The 17,679-nt window shown below is 63.9% G+C and carries 16 protein-coding genes and 1 rRNA gene; 7 read left to right on the forward strand and 10 right to left on the reverse strand.

Annotated features, from left to right (window positions below; genetic code table 11):
* Positions 1-179: 179 nt before the first annotated feature.
* Positions 180-1,493: an MFS transporter gene (locus tag AC19YT_RS16620; protein ID WP_500610641.1), complete on the reverse strand. Its 1,314-nt coding sequence runs from the start codon at positions 1,491-1,493 to the stop codon at positions 180-182.
* A gap of 170 nt (positions 1,494-1,663) precedes the next feature.
* Here AC19YT_RS16620 and panB point away from each other — a divergent pair, with 170 nt between their 5' ends.
* Positions 1,664-2,482 (forward strand): 3-methyl-2-oxobutanoate hydroxymethyltransferase, encoded by an 819-nt coding sequence (gene panB, locus AC19YT_RS16625; RefSeq protein ID WP_500610642.1) that lies wholly within the window; start codon positions 1,664-1,666, stop codon positions 2,480-2,482.
* Here the strand turns inward: panB and AC19YT_RS16630 are convergent.
* A complete protein-coding gene (locus AC19YT_RS16630; RefSeq protein ID WP_256576520.1) occupies positions 2,475-3,863 on the reverse strand; it encodes an aminotransferase-like domain-containing protein in 1,389 nt (462 codons plus the stop codon). The genes panB and AC19YT_RS16630 overlap by 8 nt on opposite strands.
* Positions 3,864-3,867: 4 nt before the next feature.
* Complete coding sequence (locus AC19YT_RS16635) at positions 3,868-4,101, reverse strand: helix-hairpin-helix domain-containing protein (RefSeq protein ID WP_500610643.1); 234 nt, start codon at positions 4,099-4,101, stop codon at positions 3,868-3,870.
* Positions 4,102-4,241: 140 nt separating this feature from the next.
* Between AC19YT_RS16635 and AC19YT_RS16640 the strand changes: the two genes are divergently transcribed.
* Complete coding sequence (locus AC19YT_RS16640; protein WP_095107743.1) at positions 4,242-5,411, forward strand: hypothetical protein; 1,170 nt, start codon at positions 4,242-4,244, stop codon at positions 5,409-5,411.
* A 171-nt stretch (positions 5,412-5,582) separates the two neighbouring features.
* Positions 5,583-6,098, forward strand: coding sequence for an SET domain-containing protein (locus AC19YT_RS16645; RefSeq protein WP_095107742.1), 516 nt, complete (start codon positions 5,583-5,585; stop codon positions 6,096-6,098).
* 6 nt (positions 6,099-6,104) lie between these two features.
* Here the strand turns inward: AC19YT_RS16645 and can are convergent, their stop codons facing one another.
* Positions 6,105-6,749 carry a carbonate dehydratase gene (gene can / locus AC19YT_RS16650; protein ID WP_095107741.1) on the reverse strand — a complete coding sequence of 215 codons (645 nt, stop codon included), beginning with the start codon at positions 6,747-6,749 and terminating at the stop codon, positions 6,105-6,107.
* 148 nt (positions 6,750-6,897) lie between these two features.
* Between can and AC19YT_RS16655 the strand changes: the two genes are divergently transcribed.
* Positions 6,898-7,302: a serine kinase/phosphatase gene (locus tag AC19YT_RS16655; RefSeq protein WP_500610644.1), complete on the forward strand. Its 405-nt coding sequence runs from the start codon at positions 6,898-6,900 to the stop codon at positions 7,300-7,302.
* A gap of 180 nt (positions 7,303-7,482) precedes the next feature.
* Here the strand turns inward: AC19YT_RS16655 and rimI are convergent, their stop codons facing one another.
* Entirely contained in the window at positions 7,483-7,935 is a 453-nt protein-coding gene (gene rimI, locus AC19YT_RS16660; RefSeq protein ID WP_500610645.1) for a ribosomal protein S18-alanine N-acetyltransferase, read from the reverse strand.
* Positions 7,928-8,707 carry an energy transducer TonB gene (locus AC19YT_RS16665; protein ID WP_500610646.1) on the reverse strand — a complete coding sequence of 260 codons (780 nt, stop codon included), beginning with the start codon at positions 8,705-8,707 and terminating at the stop codon, positions 7,928-7,930. The genes rimI and AC19YT_RS16665 overlap by 8 nt, the downstream gene beginning before the upstream one ends.
* 179 nt (positions 8,708-8,886) lie before the next feature.
* Between AC19YT_RS16665 and mksB the strand changes: the two genes are divergently transcribed.
* Genes mksB through mksF form a run of 3 tightly spaced genes read left to right on the forward strand, consistent with a single transcriptional unit; the run spans position 8,887 to position 13,698 of the window.
* A complete protein-coding gene (gene mksB, locus AC19YT_RS16670) occupies positions 8,887-10,164 on the forward strand; it encodes an Mks condensin complex protein MksB (RefSeq protein ID WP_500610647.1) in 1,278 nt (425 codons plus the stop codon).
* Entirely contained in the window at positions 10,154-10,861 is a 708-nt protein-coding gene (gene mksE, locus AC19YT_RS16675) for an Mks condensin complex protein MksE (protein ID WP_500610648.1), read from the forward strand. The genes mksB and mksE overlap by 11 nt, the downstream gene beginning before the upstream one ends.
* On the forward strand, positions 10,858-13,698 hold the full coding sequence (gene mksF, locus AC19YT_RS16680) for an Mks condensin complex protein MksF (protein WP_500610649.1): 2,841 nt from the start codon (positions 10,858-10,860) through the stop codon (positions 13,696-13,698). The genes mksE and mksF overlap by 4 nt, the downstream gene beginning before the upstream one ends.
* 168 nt (positions 13,699-13,866) lie before the next feature.
* On the opposite strand, the gene AC19YT_RS16685 is transcribed toward mksF, so the two are convergent.
* The 4 genes from AC19YT_RS16685 to rrf all read right to left on the reverse strand — a co-directional run.
* Positions 13,867-16,170 carry a PqiB family protein gene (locus AC19YT_RS16685; protein WP_500610650.1) on the reverse strand — a complete coding sequence of 768 codons (2,304 nt, stop codon included), beginning with the start codon at positions 16,168-16,170 and terminating at the stop codon, positions 13,867-13,869.
* The gene (locus tag AC19YT_RS16690) at positions 16,163-16,786 is read right to left on the reverse strand and encodes a paraquat-inducible protein A (protein WP_500610651.1); all 624 of its coding nucleotides are present in this window, start codon (positions 16,784-16,786) and stop codon (positions 16,163-16,165) included. Before AC19YT_RS16690 ends, AC19YT_RS16685 begins: the two co-directional genes overlap by 8 nt.
* Positions 16,773-17,432, reverse strand: a complete 660-nt coding sequence (locus tag AC19YT_RS16695; protein ID WP_095107732.1) for a paraquat-inducible protein A — start codon at positions 17,430-17,432, stop codon at positions 16,773-16,775. The genes AC19YT_RS16690 and AC19YT_RS16695 overlap by 14 nt, the downstream gene beginning before the upstream one ends.
* Positions 17,433-17,598: 166 nt before the next feature.
* Positions 17,599-17,679: ribosomal RNA gene (rrf, locus tag AC19YT_RS16700) — 5S ribosomal RNA — on the reverse strand; the annotation flags it as partial.

A 17,679-nucleotide genomic window follows, 5' to 3' on the forward strand; every position in this document is an offset into this window, starting at 1 on the left:
GTGGGTGGGTGAATCAAGATCAAAAGCCAAACTTCTAGGCGCATGGCTACCACACGGGCGTGGTTATCACCGCCCTGTGGGGGCTGGCTCCGCCTGCCATGGCGATTTCAAGACCGCCAGCGCTGGCAAGCCAGCGCCCACAAAAACACCCACGGGCCGTGCTACCGGGCTCGCACGTTTCAGCAGCCCGAAGGCACCGGCTCCTGGCTGGCGCCGGGCAGGCGGGTGCCGAAGTACAGGGCGCTGGCGATACCCACCGCCCCCATCACGGCGCTATAGATCACGCACACCCACTGGCTCCAGGGCATCAGGCCGATCAGCAACAGCGGCGTGGTACTCGCCCACAAGGCATAGGCGATGTTGTAGGTGAAGGAAATGCCCGACACCCGGATGCGCGTCGGGAACAGGCTGACCATCACCGACGGCACCGCCCCCACTACGCCGCAGCCCAGGCCTGCGATGGCGTAGGCCAGGCCCACCCACGGGCTGCCCGCAATCAGGCTGCTGTAGAGCACACCAATCCCCAGCGGCAGCAGCAGGCTGTAGAGCATCACCGTGCGCCAGGCGCCGATGCGGTCGACGATCAGCCCCGCCAGCACGCAGCCGATGTTCAGGAAGACGATACCCAGGGCGCTGAGGGCAAAGGTGTGGCTGGCGCTCATGCCAAAGGTTTTTTGCATCATGGTCGGGGTAATCACCACGAACACCACCACCGCCGACGTCAGCACGCAGGTGAGGATCATCGCCGGCAGGATGGCCAGGCGATGCTCGCGCAGCACGGTGCGCAGGGGCAGTTCGAGGTCGGCTTCGCGGCGTTCCTGCATGGCCATGAACACCGGGGTTTCACTCAGCCAGCGGCGCAGCCACACGCCAATCACGCCGAACACACCGCCCAGCAGGAAGGGGTAGCGCCAGGCGTAGTCGAGGATTTCCGCCGGGCTGAACAGTTGGGCCAGGGCCGTGGCCGTGAGGGCGCCGATCAGGTAGCCGAAAGTCAGCCCGGCCTGTAGGAAGCCCAGGGCATAGCCGCGATGGCCCCGGGGCGCATGCTCGGCGACGAACACCCAGGCGCTGGGCACCTCGCCGCCCACCGCCGCCCCTTGCAGGATGCGCAGCGCCAGCAACAGCAGCGGTGCGAGGTAACCGATCTGGGCGTAGGTGGGCATGATGCCGATCAGCAGGCACGGCAGCGCCATCATCAGGATGCTCAGGCTGAATACCTTCTTGCGCCCCAAGCGGTCGGCAAAGTGCGCCATCAGGATGCCGCCCAGGGGCCGCGCCAGGTAACCGGTGACGAAAATCCCGAAACTTTGCAGCAGGCGCAGCCATTCGGGCATTTCCGGGGGGAAGAACAGCTGGCTCAGGGTCAGGGCGAAAAAGACGAAGATGATGAAATCGTAGATTTCCAACGCGCCGCCCAGGGCGGCCAAGCCCAGGGTCTTGTAGTCGGACCGGGAAAACGGTGCCGGGCGCGGGTCAGGGGTGGCGGTCATGCAAATACACTCGCAAGTGGGGCAAAACGATGGCGCCAATGGTCTACGCAAAAAACCGCCGAAACAACCCAAACACAGCGCTGGGTCGGTTTTTAGCCCCAGGCTGTGCATTGAATCGCGCCGCCGGCGGCCAATAATCGGGCGCTTTCCCACCCCGCAGGAGAGCCGCCATGAGCACTCATTCACGCACCACCCGCCTGACCGTGCCGCAGTTGGTGGCCATGAAAGGCCAGCAGAAAATCGTCTCGCTGACCGCCTACAGCAGTGCATTTGCCCGTTTACTCGACCCCTTCGTCGACTTCATCCTCATCGGCGATTCCACCGCCATGGTCGGCTACGGCCGCGCCAGCACCCTGGACATGAGCCTGGAGGAAATCATCGGCCACACCCGCGCGGTGGTCGCCAGCACCCGCCAGGCCTGCGTGATCGCCGACATGCCGTTCGGCAGTTACCAGGAATCGCCGCAACAGGCCTACCGCAACTGCGCCCAGGTGCTGGCCCGCACCGGGTGCGACGCGCTCAAGCTCGAAGGCGGCCAGGCCCTGGCCGGTACGGTGGAGTTTTTGGTGCAGCGCGGCATTCCGGTGATGGCCCATATCGGCCTGATGCCCCAGTACGTCAACGCCATGGGCGGGTTCAAGGCCCAAGGCCTGAGCGACAGCGGCGCCAGCCTGATCGAGCAGGACGCCCGCGCCCACCTCGACGCCGGGGCGTTCAGCCTGTTGCTGGAGGGAGTGGCCGAAGGCGTGGCGCGGCGCATCAGCGGGTTTTCGCCGATGCCGACGATTGGCATCGGCGCCTCCCCGGCCTGCGACGGCCAGGTGCTGGTCACCGAAGACCTGCTGGGCCTGGGCGGCGCACGCGTACCACGGTTCGTCAAGCAATACGCCGATGTCGGCGCGCTGATAAGCCAGGCCTGCGAAGCGTTCGCCCATGAGGTGCGCAGCGGCCAATTCCCCGAGCCGCGCCATTGCTACGGGGTCAGTTGAGCGCTTCTTGATCCAGGGCGTGGGCCAGGTGTTGCAGGGCCGTGGCGATGTCTTGCTGCCAGTCCAGGGTGAAACTCAGGCGCAGGTGATGGCGCCAATGCCCGGCCTGGCTGAACACCGCCCCCGGCGCAATGACGATGCGCTGCGCCAACAGGCGCTCGAACACCCGGGCCATGTCCACCGGGCGCCGCGCCCGAGCCCAAAGCGTCGCACCACCGGCCGGGGCGAGCCAGTGCAGGCGTTCGCCGGTGTGTTGGCTGAGCATCTGGGCCAGGTGTGCCGCCCGCCCCTGCAATTGCCCGCGCAGTGCCGCGAGGTGGGCGCCCATGCGCCGCGAGCCGAGGAGCCGGGCGATGGCTTTCTGGCGCATCGGTGACAGGCGAAAGGCCCGCGCCAGACATTCGCGTTGCAACGCGGGGGCGAGTTGGCGGCTGAGCAGGTAGCCGAACGGGGCTTCGGCGCCGATGGTTTTGTCCAACGCCGAAAACACCATCAGCCGCTCAGGGTCGGCGAAGTCGCGAAACCGCGCCGGTTGTGGCCCGAAGTACAACTGGCCATAACTGTCGTTCTCCAGCAACCAAATGCCCCGCGCGCTCAGCCAGGCGCACAGTTGCTGCTTGTCGGCGGCGGGCATGAGGCTGGCGTGGGGGCTGGCGAAGGTGGACGAAAACACCGCCAGGGCCACGGACCGGCGTTGCAGCAGGTGCTCGACCTGCATCAGGTCCACCCGGCCATCGTCGCCCAACGGCAGTTCGACCACCTCCACCCCGGCGCTGTGCAATTGGCGCAGCACGGCCCAAGAACAGGGCGACTCCACCAACGCCACGCGGCCCTTGGCCGCCAGCGCCGCCAGGGCAATCTGCAACACGCTGTGCAGGTCGGCGCCCACATACACCTGCTCGGTTTGCCAGGCCTGGTCGGGCGAACGGGTGTACTGCGCAGCCACTACGGCGCGCAACTGCGCCTCGCCAAACGGTTGGTACAGCGGCGCTGGCGGGCGCGGGTACTGGCGGGTGAGTTCGCGCTCGGTCATCAGCAGCGGGTTTTCCAGGGACAGCAGCATCGCCGGGCTGTCGCTGGACAGCGCCAACATGCCCGGTTGCCGGGCGCTGGCGTAGACCCGGTCGAGCAGGCTGGCGGGCGCGGCGCCGGTGGCCGGCAGTGGCGCTGGCCGGCTGAAGTAACCCAGGCGCGGCCGCGACAGGATACGGCCCTCGTCTTCCAGCAAGGCGTAGGCGTATTTGGTGGTGGACACCGACACCCCGAGGCGCTGGGCCAGTTGCCGCAGCGAGGGCAGGCGCTGCTCATGGCGGTGGCTGGCGATCAGCTCCAAGACGTAGCGATAGACCGCTTGATACGCAAACCCCGCGCCGCCCTTCAACGGCTCAACGCGCCTTGGCCATGGCAATGGCCGCTTGAATCGCCGCCCGCGCCTGGGGGCTGTTCTTCCAGCACGTCGACCCCACCAGGGCCGAAGCATTGGTGACAATCTCCAGGGCATCGGCCTCGGCCAACTGGCCCAACGAGGCAAAGCCCATTTGCTCCAAACGGTTGACTACCGTCGGGCCAACGCCTTTGACGGCCAGCAGGGCAAGGCGTTCTTGATCGGTAAAAGCCATGGTTCAGTCCTTTGATCGATGATGAGCGGACGGCATATTGCCATGATTTGTGGCCATCTTGCCCCCGGTCGTGCAGCGCCCGCCTATTCTTCACGCGCAACACCCGCCCCTCACTCAAAAATGTCGACAAGGAGTCCCCCATGCACAAACTCGCCGCCCTGACGTTGACCCTCGCCACCCTGGGCTTGAGCAGCCATGCCTTGGCCGACGCCGAACTGGCGCTCGGCAGTACCGAGCGGGTCACCCGCCTCTTCGCCTACCCGAACAATTGCGCGGTGATCTGCTACCGCGACTGGACCCTCGCGCAAACGGTGGAGCATTACCTCAAGCAAAGCGTGAAACGCGACGGCTACGACACGGCGACAGTGCGCGTCACCGCCGACAACCAGCAGCTCTACGCCAGCATCACCGGGGTGCCCGCCAGCTACGGCAAGCCCTTGGCGGCCCTGCTGAAGGCCGGCGACCTGGCCTACGAAGGGGCGCGGCGCCTGAATGCCGAGGGCAAGTGGGCCTATGACTGGTATTTCTTCCTGCCCCTGGGCATGGCCCTGGAAAAACGCAAAAGCGTCGAACTGCTGCACTTCCCACCCGATTACTCCCTGACCCGCGCCCAGGACTATCTCGACTCGGCCACCACCGACCGCTGGGCCACGCTGCTCACCGCCAATGGCATCCCGGCCGAGCAAACACCCGCGTTCCAGACCATTGTCGATATCGCCCCGGTGGCCGCACCCTCCAGTGCAGGCAAGGATCTAGAGGGCATTTACGACTATTTCAAGGACTATCAGGCCACGATGGTGCGCGAACTCAGCCGTGGCGAGGGGGATACGGGCCTGCCGATGGTGGCTTTTGGCGCGCCGGTGCGCAATTGGCTCAAACAGCAATACGGGGTCACGGTGACCGTGCTGGGCCTGGCGCAGATCAACCCGGTGGCCGCGGTGAAGGTGCCGGTGCTGGGGGCCAATCACCCCAGCTATATCTGGTATGCCGCCGACCCCGAGAACTATGACGGCGACCAGGCCCGCGCCGACGCCGTGGGCCTGAAAACCATGGGCCAGGACCTCAGTGCCGCGTGCTGGCAGGCTGCGATGGGCTCCCAGCCCGGCGCCGACCCCGCCGCGCAACTGCAACGCTGCACCCAAACCTGGCAGGACAGCCAGAAAACCCAGACCTGCGAACTGTTCTATACCTCGATCCGCAAGCTGTCGCCGGCCGACGCCCAAACCCAGTGCGCGACCCCGGCCGTCAGCGTACAACTCCAGCAACTCCAGGCTCCCGCCACCGATGCAGCCGTCACCCCGGCCTTGTGATAACACCTCGCGTCAGCCATGGCTGACGCGATAACTAGCGGATATCTACTGTCAGAAATGACAGTAGACCCTGGTGCTTTTTTGCGCGAGGCTTGGCCAGCACCGACTGCTGCACCAGGGCTGGAGCGCTCTGGATGGCATTGATGCACCCGTGCCGGAACAAGGACCGTTATGAAAATGGACAAGCTCGGCAAAAGCACCCGCGACTGCCTCTATCCTTTTGACGAACTGCAGGTCAGCGATGGCTATCCCTCCAGGCAAGACTTCGCCGTCAGCACGCCCACGGGCGGGCAGATTTCGGGGCTCAGCAGCCTGCAAACAGTTCGGCATATCTGCCGCGTGTGCCGGTTTTCCGGGGTAATGGTGCCGGCCCGCGGCCCCTGGACCCGGCAGATGATGCACGGCGTGCACCTGCACGACCCGTGGTTCACCGGGTTACTGGCGCACTCCTGCGACCCCAATGTGTTTTTGGACATGAGCGAGCTGTGGATGTGGTCGCTCAAGGACATCGCCCGGGGCGACCTGCTGTATATGGACCTGGCCAGCACCGAGGAGCAATTGCCGGCCCAGTTCGCCTGCCAATGCGGCTCGCCCCAGTGCCGTGGCTGGATCACCGGTTACGAAGAGGCCCCCAACGCCCAGGGGCAACTCTTCCTACAACACTGGTACCGGCAGAGCCGTTGTTGACGCTCCCTACGGTGCGCCCGCCGGACGCAGCCGATACTGCGGCGGCAATTGCTCGAAACCGCTGATGGTGGCGTTCAGGCTTTTCCAGCGCCCGTCCTTGATCCCGTAGATGCAGCCATGGATCGACAGGCTCTGGCCGCGATGCCAGGCGTTCTGCACGATGCTGGTATGGCCGACGTTGGCCACTTGCTGGATCACGTTCAACTCGCAGAGGCGGTCAACCCGCTCTTCTTCGGTGGGCAATTGGCCCAGCGCTTCGCGGTGTTCGTAGTACAGGTCGCGGATCGAACGCAGCCAACCGTCGATCAGGCCCAATTGGCGATCCTGCATCGAGGCACGCACACCGCCGCAGCCATAGTGGCCGGTGACGAGGATGTGTTTGACCTTGAGCACGTCCACCGCGTACTGGATCACCGACAGGCAATTGAGGTCGGTGTGCAACACCACGTTGGCCACGTTGCGGTGTACGAACAGATCGCCCGGCAGCATGCCGACGATCTCGTTGGCCGGCACCCGTGCGTCGGAACAGCCGATCCACAGGTACTCGGGGGTTTGCTGGCGGGCCAGTTTGGCGAAGAAATCCGGGTCTTCCTGGGTGATCGCGTCGGCCCAGCGCTCGTTGTTATCAATCAGGTCTTGTAGTTCGTTCATGCTGTGAAGCCTCAAGAATGATGCGCAGCTTTGACAGACGAGCGCCGTTCGGCGTCACGTTGGCCAGGCAGATCGTCGCACGCCTGGAAAATCTCTGAATCTTCGGGGGGTGTGCCTGTCCACCGTACACACCCTGGGAGCAATTGCCATGACCGAATCACGACGCCCCTACGGCGCGCCGCAGCCCGAACCCATCGATGACAACGAGGATCGCATGGGCTCGATGAACGAACTGGACTTCGACCGGGACGACAGCGGCGAACACCTCAATGAACTCACCCCCGAAAGCCAACGCCAGCGTGACGCCCCACCACCGCGGCATCATGAAGCCGGAATGACCGGCGCTACCACACCCGACCACGAACTGACCGACGACGACCTCAGCAGAGAAACCCTGATCCTCGAAGACGGCGCCCGCGACGCCCAGGAAGCCGGCGAAGACAACCCCGCCGATTGGGACCTGAGCATAGTGGACGAAGACGACATCGGCGGCGGCAATGGCTGGGACGAAGCCGAACTGGCCGAGCGCGAACCGGTGGATGGCAACCGCTAGCCGAGCGGTACCTGGGCTGACGCCATCGCGGGCGAGCGGAGCGCTGCCCGGCCCGCACCCACCAAAGCGCAGAGTCTTGTGGAAAACCCTTGTGGGAGCAGGCTTGCCCGCTCCCACAACAAACCCTCTCACAGAAGGTTGTTGAGCCGGCCACAAAGCCCCTGCTCGCGATACTTTCAGTCAGTCAACCAAGGTACAAGCCATCACCACCGCATCCTCGCGCCCGCCCACGGCCGGGTAGTAGTCGCGGCGGCGGCCGATTTCGTTGAAGCCGTAGCGCTCATAGAGGCGAAACGCCGCGCGGTTGCTGTCGCGCAGTTCCAGGAAGCACTCGCGCGCCTGGGCTTTGTAGGCGATGGACATCAGGTGTTCCAGCAGCGCCAGGCCCAGGCCACGGCCCTGGTTTTCCGGTTTGACGGTGATGTTGAGCAGGTGCGCCTCGTCGAGGATGATCTGCACCACCCCGTGGCCGACCTGCTGCTGGCCCTCGAACATCAGCCAGATGTGGTACTTGCCCAGGCCGTCGAGGAAGATCCCCCGGGTCCAGGGGTGGCTGAAGGCGGCGTATTCGATCTTCAGTACAGCGTCCAGGTCCGCCTCGGTCATCGGGCGGAAGGTTACAGCGTCACTCATCGGTGGGTTTCCAGCGCGCCATCAGCCGGCGCATCGCTTGCCAGACATCAGCCTTACGCTGTGGCTCTTCCATTAACAGTTCAAGGCCGGGCAAGGCCCAGGCAACGCCCAGGCCTTCGATCTCAAGTTCGCGGTGGTACGACTGCGCATCGGCCTCGCCGGCAAAACGCACCGCCGGCAGGCCGATCAGCCATAGGCAAGCACAGGCCTCTTCTTCCAGGCGCGCGGCGACGAAGCCCTGGACGAAGTCCCGTGCCGCCTCCGGGCCCTGGTCCATGGTGCCGCGCACCAACAGCGGCCAGCGCACCGGCTCGCCGACGATCTGCGGGCTGTCCGGCAGGCCGGCGGCGCGCAGCATGTCTTTGAGCAGCAGGTAAGCCGGGTCGCGGCTCTGGAAGGGCTCGCCGGTGGGCAGTTCCACCAGCAGCAGGCAACGCCCGGCGCGCAGCAATTGCAGGGCAAAGCGCGGCGGTGGCACTTGGGGCGCGCGGGCCGGGGCGGCGGGCTTGGCCTCCTCTACCGCTTTGCTCGCCGGGCGTGCCACCGCAGGCACAGGCCGGGGCACTTCGACCCGAGGGCGCTCGCTCGGCGGCATGGGCGCGGGGGTTTCGATCAGGTTCGGCACGTCGGGCGCGGCTTCTTCGCCCAGCAGTTCAGGCATCGCCAGCAGCTCTGGCCGCGACGGCGCGGCAAAGGGCAATTCGGTGCGCGGTAGCCAGTTGACCACCTGCATGGCGCTTAGGTAAGCGCGGCGACGGGACTCGATAAGCAAAGCTCGGCCACTTTTGGATAACGGAAAGTGCGGGGATTCTACCGCCCTTCGCCCAAGATCGCCCGCAGTTGATCGCCACAAAAGCGGCTACTCGTCTCAGCGATTGACCCGCGGCGCTTGCGGACCCGTGCGATGCAGTACAATCGCCGCTTTTAATCGCTAACCAGCCGGCCATTTTGATGATCGAACCCAAGCGCGTCTTGCGCGCCCTCGCTGAACACTGGGCCCTCCTGGAGCCGCTGTGCGAGCACTTCGACCAGGGCACCCTGAGCCTCAACGAATTGCGTTCACAGTTGGCCGCCCAGCAACTGGACAGCACGCCGCAGGACATCACCAGCCTGTTGGACGTGTGGATCCGCCTGGACATCCTGGTGCCCGTGGCCAAGAGCCCGAACCGCTTCGAGCTCAACGCCCAGATCCACGACTTCCTCGCCTACCTGCGCCGCGAGCATCGCCTGGGCCTGTGCCTGGAAATCGAAGCCTACCTGCGCCACCTCGAACGCCTGGCCGGGTACATCCAGGATGCTTTCGACATCCGCGACGGCAATGACCTGGCGCGCCAGTTGCGCCTGCTGGACATGCGCGTGCGCGATGTGCTGAAAAAGCTCGCCAACGACGAGCAGGCCCTGGTGGCCGTGGCCGAGCGGGCCAAGACCAGCGACCGGCAGATCCCCCTGCGCCAGCGCTACGCCGAAGTGCTGGCGACCTGGGACGAGTACGTCGAGCCGATGATCCAATTGGTCAACGCCGACGGCGCCTTCGAGCAAGGCGTGCGCAAAGTCGAAAACGTGCTGCTCAAGATGCTCAGCGAGCAACAGCGCCTGGGCCACCTGGTGGACGACGACATGCTGCTGCGCACCCACGCGCGCATCTTGGAAATGCAAACCAGCGCCCAACTGACCCTGCGCCACGCCCGCGAGCTGCTGTTGCCCCTGCGCGAAGAAGCGCGCCGGCACAACGCCGTGACCCGCGGCGCGGCGCTAGCGCTGGCGGCGATCCGGCGCAAAGGCATCGACGCCGTGCCCCAGGCCGCCATGCCGCTGTTCACCCGTCCGCAGAGCACCTTCCTCGGCAGTTCCGGCCAGGTCGAAGCCTACGTCTATGCCCTGGCCCGTTTCGAGCCCAAGCCGGCGCGCTTCCCAAAGGCCCACAAGACCCACAAGGGCGAGGCCCCACGGGCACCGCGCACCGTGCGCGAGATGCTCGAGCGCTGCGAAAATGCTTTGCCGATGCCGGACTTGATGAGCTGGCTGCTGGAGCAGGAGCCCGACGGCGCCACCGACGAATTGCTCTACTGGTTCTCGCGCCTGTCGCGGGAAAAACGCTTCAAACGCGAGCGCCTGGAGCGCCGCGACTACCACACCCACGAGCACCAGGTCAGCCTGCGCTCCTTCGCCCTGCTCTCGGCCAGCGACGATACGCCCGAGCATTCTGCGAGCACTCCTCATGCATCTTGATCTTTCCGAACTGTCCCAACTGGCGCCGATCTTTCGCGAGTTGTTCAAGGGCTACCACGTCAGCCGCCGCGACCCGGAGCTGTATGCCCAACTGTCCAATTGCCAGGACCAGTACCGCTCCCTGTTCAAGGCCCTGGGCTTTGAGCTGGTGTGCGACACCCGCGGCTTCTACTACTTCGTCCCGGAACTGGCCGCCGCGGCGGTGAACAAAACCGCGCAGCGCCTGGCGCTGTTCACCTTCATCCTTGTCGAGCACCTGGCCGACCAGGGCCGCGACCCGGTGGCCGTGCTCGATGGCGGCAGCCTGGGCCGCGACGAGTTGCCCTCGCTGCTGGACAAGTACCGCGACCTGTTTATCCAGGCCGAAGTGCAGACCCAGGAAGAGCTGGAAGAAAAAATCATGCGGCGCATGACCCAACTGGGTTTTGCCGGCGAAGAGAACGGCGTCTACCGCTTCCTGCCGCCGATGCACCGCTTCCTCGACGTGTGCCTGTCGGTGCAACAGGACCGCGACCTGGCCGCCAGCCTGCACAGCGTGCTGCCGTTGCCGGCGCCGGTGCTGGTCGATGACGACAGCGACGAACACCTGCTGCACACCGACGACCCCCTCGACCTCAGCCCGTTCGGCGCCGCGGACGAAAGCGAAGAAGACGCCCTGGCCCGCGCCATTGCCGAAGAACAGGAGAATGAAGCATGAGCCAGGAACGCTACGGCATCCGCCGCTTTGCCCTGTTGAACACCGCCGGCTACAGCCTGGGCCTGTTCCCCCTGGAAGAGCCGCTGTCGGTCTACGGTGCGAACAACCTGGGCAAGTCCGCCTCGATCAACGCCTTGCAGTTCCCGATCCTGGCGCGCATGTCGGACATGAGCTTCGGCAAGTACAGCCTGGAGCAATCGCGGCGTTTCTACTTCGCCTCCGACACCAGCTACATCCTCGTCGAAGTTGCCCTGCCCCACGGCCCCCACGTGATTGGCGTGGTCGGACGCGGCCCGGGCGGCGGTTTCGGCCACCAGTTCTTCGCCTATGCCGGCAAGCTCGACCTGGCCCATTACCAGAAAGACGACACCTGCCTGCGCCACAAAGAACTGTTCAACAACCTCGAACGCCTGGGCATCAAGGCCTATGACCTCAAGCCCGACGAGCTGCGACGCCTGCTGGTGGGCGGCCACACCTCCATTCCCCTGGACCTGACGCTGATCCCGCTGCGTTCGACCAGCGAACAGAGCCTGAAAACCTTCCGCGCCCTGTTCATCAACCTGCTGCACATGCGCGAAATCACCGCGGCCAAGCTCAAACAATTGTTCCTCGATGCCTTCGAGCACAGCCTGCGTTCCGGCAGCGTCGACTACATCGCCGCCTGCGAAGAGGCGTTCCGCGACGTGCGGCGCATGGAGCAGGACTACAACTCGATGGTCGCCGCCGGGCCACTGGTCGAGGCGCTGGCCGCCGGGGTCAGGCAGCGCGATGTGCTGCGCGGCAAGTTGCATCGTCTGTCACCGCTGCTCGACTCCCTGCTGGGCACCTGGTCGGACTACGCCGGTGCACGCAAGGAAGAGCTGCTGATCCAGTCCGAGCATTACCGCAACGAGCAAGACGCCCTGCAAAACGACCAGCGCGGCGGCACCCAAGAGCTGATGCGCCTGGAGCGGGAAATCAGCGGCATCCAGCGCTGGCTCGGCGAACTGGCGGTGCTCAAGCATCGCTTCGCCCTGGTGGACAACGTGAAAGTGCTGGAGCAGCAACTGCTGGCCGCCAAGGACGCCCACGACGAATTGGCCGGTGCCCTGGCGCAGTCGCGCCAGTTCAGCGCCGAAGACCTCGAAGAACGCCTGCGGGACCTGGAAAAACGCCTCAAGTCGGTCAAGCAGCAACTCGACCACGCTGATAACAATAGCTACGCGCGCCTGCGTGAAGAGTTCTCCCAGCAGGACGTGGAACGCCTGATGCGCCTGTTCAACAGCGCACTGTTCAGCCTGCCCCTGGGCGAGCACGGCATTGCCCTGGACGAGGACGGCCAGTGGGTCAAATCCCTGGAAGTGATCCTCGACGGCTTCAAGGGCGAACGCTTTGAGGTGCCAGGGTTAGCCATCGACTTGACGCACATCGAGCCGCCGGCCCTGCAAGCCCTGGCCGACCGCGCCGCGCTGCGCGACCAGAAGGATCGCCTGGACAAAGAACTCAAGCAGCTCAAGACCCAAGCCGCCGTGGCCGCCGACCGCGCCGCGAGCAAGACCCAGACCGAGGCCCTGTACCAGCAGGTGCTGGACGCGCAAAAAGCCTTGGAAGACTTCCGCCGCGCCCAGACCTTGAGCGCTGAAGAAGACGAGAAACTGGAAAACCTCGCGCAGATGGAAGCCGCCCAGGACGAGTTGAAGCGTTCCAGCGACGCCTTCACCGAGCGGGTCCAGCAACTGTCGGCCAAGCTGCAACTGGTCGGCCGCCAGATCGGCGACATGGAAGCCAAGCAGCGCACCCTTGACGACGCTTTGCGCCGCCGCCAGTTGCTGCCCGCCGACCTGCCGTTCGGCACGCCGTTCATGGACCCGGTGGACGACTCCATGGACAACCTGCTGCCGTTGCTCAATGACTATCAAGACAGTTGGCAAGGGCTGCTGCGCGCCGATGGCCAGATCGAGGCGCTGTATGCCCAGGTGCGCCTCAAGGGCGTGGCCAAGTTCGACAGCGAAGACGACATGGAGCGGCGCCTGCAACTGCTCATCAACGCCTACGCGCACCGCACCGACGAAGCCCTGACCCTGGGCAAGGCGCGCCGCGCGGCGGTCACGGACATCGCCCGGACCCTGCGCAACATCCGCAGCGACTACGACAGCCTCGAACACCAGTTGGCGCTGTTCAACCGCGAGATCAACAAACGCCAGGTATCCAACCTGCAAAGCTTTCGCATCGTGCTGGCGCCGAACAAGGAAGCCCTCAAGCACATCGACCAGATCATCCACAGCGCCGGCCAGTACGAGGAAGGCGAGACGCTTTCGGTGTTCGACCTCAGCCAAAGCGCCGACCAGGACAGCAAGAACGAAGAGGCCAAGGAATACCTGGCGCGCCTGGTGGCGGCGAACCACAACCAGTTGGGGCTAAAGGATTTGTTCGAGCTGGCGTTCGAGATCACCAAGATCAACGGCCAACCGGTGATCCACACCGACATCGACGGCGCGGCGTCCAACGGCACCACCATGACCATCAAAGCGCTGACCAACATGTACCTGTTGCTGCACTTGATGGACCGCGACCAGGCCGGGCGCGTGCGCTTGCCGTACTACCTGGACGAAGCGGCGGACATCGACGAGAAGAACCAGGCCGCGCTACTGGAAACCAGTCTGCAACTGGGCTTCGTGCCGATCCTGGCCAGCGTCAAGCCGCAGGTCTGCGCCCACGTGGCCATCGACCTGGAAGGCGGCAGCGGGCCCAATGGCATCTACATCGACGAGTCGGACTGGAAGTTCATTCGCCGCCATGACGAGGTAAAGGCGTTGCAGCCTGTCGAGGCGCTGGCGCCGGAGTTGGACGAGGTCTGATCGACCACGCTGAAACGCGAAAAGCCGCGACCCATTGGGATCGCGGCTTTTTTGTGGGTTCGCGTGTGTGAGGGCGCCATCGCGGGCAGGCCCGCTCCCACATTTGGCCTGCAAATACATTCAAGCGTGGGAGCGGGCCCGCCCGCGATGAACGATAACGCGGTTCCTTTATTTACCCAGCGCAATTTTCGGCGCCCACAGCAGCCACTCGTCCTCGAACTTGTCGAACAACGGGAATGTCTGCTGGGCCAGCGCTGGGTTGCCCATGCGCTCGCCGTCCGGGGTGGCGAAAGCAATGCCACCCTGGATCAGGGTTTCCAGGGACTCGGTGCGCACCGTCGCCCCCTTGAACAGGCTGAAGTCCACGCCAACGCCACTGCTGTTCCAAAACCGGCTACCGCCACGCACCAGTGGCGCGTACCTGGGCTCGATCAGGATGTGGATCAACACCCGATCAGCGGTCTGGCCCAACTCGTACCCCGTGACCTTGCCCACCGTGATCTCACGGTAAGTGACCGGCACACCCACCTTGAGCGAACCGCGCCGCGCCGCGCTCAGCACCAGGCTCAGGCCTGGCTCGGCAACGGCGACCTGCGGCGGCTGGACTAAGGCAACGAAAGCTTTCTGTGGCCCGAGGTCTTTGACTGCCGGTTGCACCTCCAGGTAGCGCCCAGTGACCAGGGTTTCCAGGTTCGCGGTCTTCATCAAGCCCAGCTCGGGCTTGACCACCCAGAACTGGCTGCCGACCCGGGCGATGCGTTCCGGTACTTCGGTGATGCGCGCGGTGAGCAGCACCGATTGCAGGTCGTCGCTCAAATCAACGTCTTCGACCTTGCCCACATCCAGGCCCTTGAAGCGGATCGGTGTGCCGCTGCTCAAGCCATCGGCGCGCTCGACCCGGATGGTGACCACAGTGCCCTTCTGCATGGCCTCTTCGTGGTTGGCGTAAAGGCGGAAACGCGGGATGCGCTTGGTCAGCGGCACCTTGGCCTCTGGGGTCTCGAAGGCAATGCCACCGGCCATCAGGCTTTGCAGCGATTCACTCTTGACCTGGATACCGGCAGTCAGGCCGCCGGAAAGGGTGATGCCACTGGCATTCCAGAACCGGGTCGAGCCGTTGACCAGGCCTTCGTACTCTTTCTCGATGTGCACGCCGATAATCAGTTGCTTGCGGGTGCGGGAGAACTGGTAGCTCTGCACCGAACCGACCTTGACCTGCTTGTACAGAATCGGGCTGCCGACCTCCAAGGAGCCGAGGCTGTCGGTGAACAGCACCAGGTGCAGGCCGGGGGCACGCAGGTCCAGGGGCGGCGCCTTGGCCCGCGCCTCGAACTCGCGTTGTGGCGCGGCGCCCTTGTCACCCGGGCGAATGGCGATGTAGTTGCCTTTGACCAGGGCTTCCAAACCCGTGATGCCGGCCAGGGAGATGGAAGGTTTGACCACCCAGAACTGGGTGCCGTCCACCAGGTAGTCTTCGGCGAGCGGGTCGAGGGTCAGGTCGGCGCTGGCGCTGGACAGGTCCGGGTCAACCTTGAGGGCCTTGAGGCTGCCGACCTGGATGCCCTTGTACATGACCGGCGTGCGCCCGGCCTGCAGGCCCTCGAAATCGCTGAGTTTGACCTTCACGCGGATACCCGCGGCGGCTGCGTCGAAGTCTTCATACAGACGGAACGGCAGGCTCGGGTCGGTCGGCGGGCTGTCCTTGCGGTTCTCCGGCGTGGCAAAGGCAATACCGCCGGCGACGATGCTCGACAACGACTCACTGCGCACCTTCACCCCAGACAGGTTGGCGTCGATGCTGATGCCACTGGCATTCCAGAAACGCGTGTGTTTGCGCACCAGTTTGGCGTAGGTCGGTTCAATGTAGACCTTGACCTCGACAGTATTCTGATCCTCCGAGAGTAGGTAGCTTTTCACCTCGCCGACCTGGATCTGCTTATAGAACACCGGGCTGCCGCGATTGAGCGAGCCCAGGCGTTCGGCCTTGACGGTCAGGTGCAGCCCGGGCTTGGAATCGGATAGCGGCGGCTCTTCGCCCAGGGCCTTGAACTTGCGCGTCGACTCGCCTTCACCGGGGCTGACCGCGATGTAGTTGCCCGAGACCAAGGTTTCCAGACCGGTGATACCGGCCAGCGACACGCTCGGTTTGACCAGCCAGAAACGGGTACCGGTGCGCAGGTATTGTTCGACGTCCTTGTTCATCTCAACGGTAGCGATCACCCCTTTGCTCTTGCCCTGATCGTCCAGGGCGAGGGTCTTGACCTTACCCACAGACATGCCTTTGTAGACCACTTCCGTCTTGTTAACTTGAATGCCCTCGCCGCTTTCAAAGCGGACCTGGATCGAAATACCGGTGTCGTTGTAGGCACGCCAACCCAACCAGCCGCCGATCACCAGGGCGATCAGGGGCAGCACCCAAATGGCCGACCAATTGGACGCGGGGCGGGTTTTAGCGGTAGGCAAATCAGTCATGGTCGTCGTCCGACTCCGTGTTATCCCAAATCAGTCGGGGATCGAAAGTTACTGCGGCAAGCATCGTCAAAATCACCACACTGGAAAAAGCCGCCGCACCGAGATTGGCCTCAATGCTGGCCAGCCGGCCAAAGTTCACCAACGCCACCAAGATGGCGATCACAAAGATATCGAGCATCGACCAGCGGCCGATGAACTCGATGAAGCGGTACATGATGATGCGCTGGCGAGCCGAAAGCGGCTGGTGCCGTTGCACCGAGAACAACAACAGGGCGATGCCCACCAACTTAAATGTGGGCACCAGGATACTGGCGATAAATACCACGGCCGCGATGGGCAACATGCCGTGCTGAACCAATTGGATCACCCCGGACATGATGGTGCTCGGTTCGCCCTTGCCCAATGAGCTGACCGTCATAATGGGCAGCAAGTTAGCCGGGATGTAGAGGATGGCGGCCGTCACCAATAAGGCCCAGGTGCGCATCAGGCTGTTGGGGCGGCGTGCGTGAACCAGCGCACCGCAGCGGGTGCAGGTTTGCTCGTCGGTGTCCGGCACCTGCCGGTTCAACTCGTGGCATTCCATACAAATCAGAATGCCTACATCAATCGCCCGCATGAATATCCTCCCCCGACAACGCCTGCCAGATCTGGTGCGGCGACATCACCATTTCCAACCGAACTTGAACCAACAGCAAGCTGATAAAGCACACCAGGCCTAGGCCCACGGTGATGGCCGCCATATCCGCCAACTTGACGATGGCCACCAGTACGCCCATCAGGTAGACCTCGAGCATCCCCCAATCGCGCATATGGTGATAAAAGCGGTAGAGCAATAGGCCGTAACTGCGGCCGACGTTCCAGCGGATACTCAGCAGCACCGCCAACTGGCACAGCAGCTTGAGTAGCGGAATGCCCATGCTGCACAAAAACACCACGACTGCGACGCCTTGCATGCCGGTGTTGAACAAACCGAGCACGCCAGACCACACGGTATCTTCAGACGATTGCCCCAACAGATTGAGCTGCATGATGGGCAGAAAGTTCGCCGGGATGTACAGCAACAACGCCGCAATGACCAGAGCCAGGCTGCGCTCGACGACATTGTGCCGGTGGGCATACAACTCATAGCCACAACGCGGGCACTGCGCTTTCTCACCATGGGCTAGGTGCGGTTTGCGCATCAGCAGGTCGCATTCATGGCAGGCCACCAGGTCATCCAGCGGTAAGTCTGATACCTGCTGGGCGTCAACTGGATCAGACATAAAAGACTCTGGTCTCGGAAGGAAAAAGAGGGGAGCTATTCTAGTGCTCTGTCTTGAAAATAACTGTGCAAAATTGTCCGCAATAGATCGCCATAACAATGAGCACTTTTCCATCGCGCAAAAACAAAACCCCATCTGCTTTCGCAAATGGGGTTTCGGAATTTAATCTTGACGATGACCTACTCTCACATGGGGAAACCCCACACTACCATCGGCGATGCATCGTTTCACTGCTGAGTTCGGGATG

It is taken from the genome of Pseudomonas sp. MF08875 (assembly GCF_059862525.1).

What these genes read in the sequence shown, in the direction of transcription:
- mksF (WP_500610649.1), top strand. Translation starts at nt 10,858, where the DNA reads ATGAGCCAGGAACGCTACGGCATCCGCCGCTTTGCCCTGTTGAACACC.
- AC19YT_RS16635 (WP_500610643.1), bottom strand. Translation starts at nt 4,101, where the DNA reads ATGGCTTTTACCGATCAAGAACGCCTTGCCCTGCTGGCCGTCAAAGGC.
- AC19YT_RS16640 (WP_095107743.1), top strand. Translation starts at nt 4,242, where the DNA reads ATGCACAAACTCGCCGCCCTGACGTTGACCCTCGCCACCCTGGGCTTG.
- mksE (WP_500610648.1), top strand. Translation starts at nt 10,154, where the DNA reads ATGCATCTTGATCTTTCCGAACTGTCCCAACTGGCGCCGATCTTTCGC.
- mksB (WP_500610647.1), top strand. Translation starts at nt 8,887, where the DNA reads ATGATCGAACCCAAGCGCGTCTTGCGCGCCCTCGCTGAACACTGGGCC.
- rimI (WP_500610645.1), bottom strand. Translation starts at nt 7,935, where the DNA reads ATGAGTGACGCTGTAACCTTCCGCCCGATGACCGAGGCGGACCTGGAC.
- panB (WP_500610642.1), top strand. Translation starts at nt 1,664, where the DNA reads ATGAGCACTCATTCACGCACCACCCGCCTGACCGTGCCGCAGTTGGTG.
- can (WP_095107741.1), bottom strand. Translation starts at nt 6,749, where the DNA reads ATGAACGAACTACAAGACCTGATTGATAACAACGAGCGCTGGGCCGAC.
- AC19YT_RS16685 (WP_500610650.1), bottom strand. Translation starts at nt 16,170, where the DNA reads ATGACTGATTTGCCTACCGCTAAAACCCGCCCCGCGTCCAATTGGTCG.
- AC19YT_RS16690 (WP_500610651.1), bottom strand. Translation starts at nt 16,786, where the DNA reads ATGCGGGCGATTGATGTAGGCATTCTGATTTGTATGGAATGCCACGAG.
- AC19YT_RS16695 (WP_095107732.1), bottom strand. Translation starts at nt 17,432, where the DNA reads ATGTCTGATCCAGTTGACGCCCAGCAGGTATCAGACTTACCGCTGGAT.
- AC19YT_RS16655 (WP_500610644.1), top strand. Translation starts at nt 6,898, where the DNA reads ATGACCGAATCACGACGCCCCTACGGCGCGCCGCAGCCCGAACCCATC.
- AC19YT_RS16620 (WP_500610641.1), bottom strand. Translation starts at nt 1,493, where the DNA reads ATGACCGCCACCCCTGACCCGCGCCCGGCACCGTTTTCCCGGTCCGAC.
- AC19YT_RS16645 (WP_095107742.1), top strand. Translation starts at nt 5,583, where the DNA reads ATGAAAATGGACAAGCTCGGCAAAAGCACCCGCGACTGCCTCTATCCT.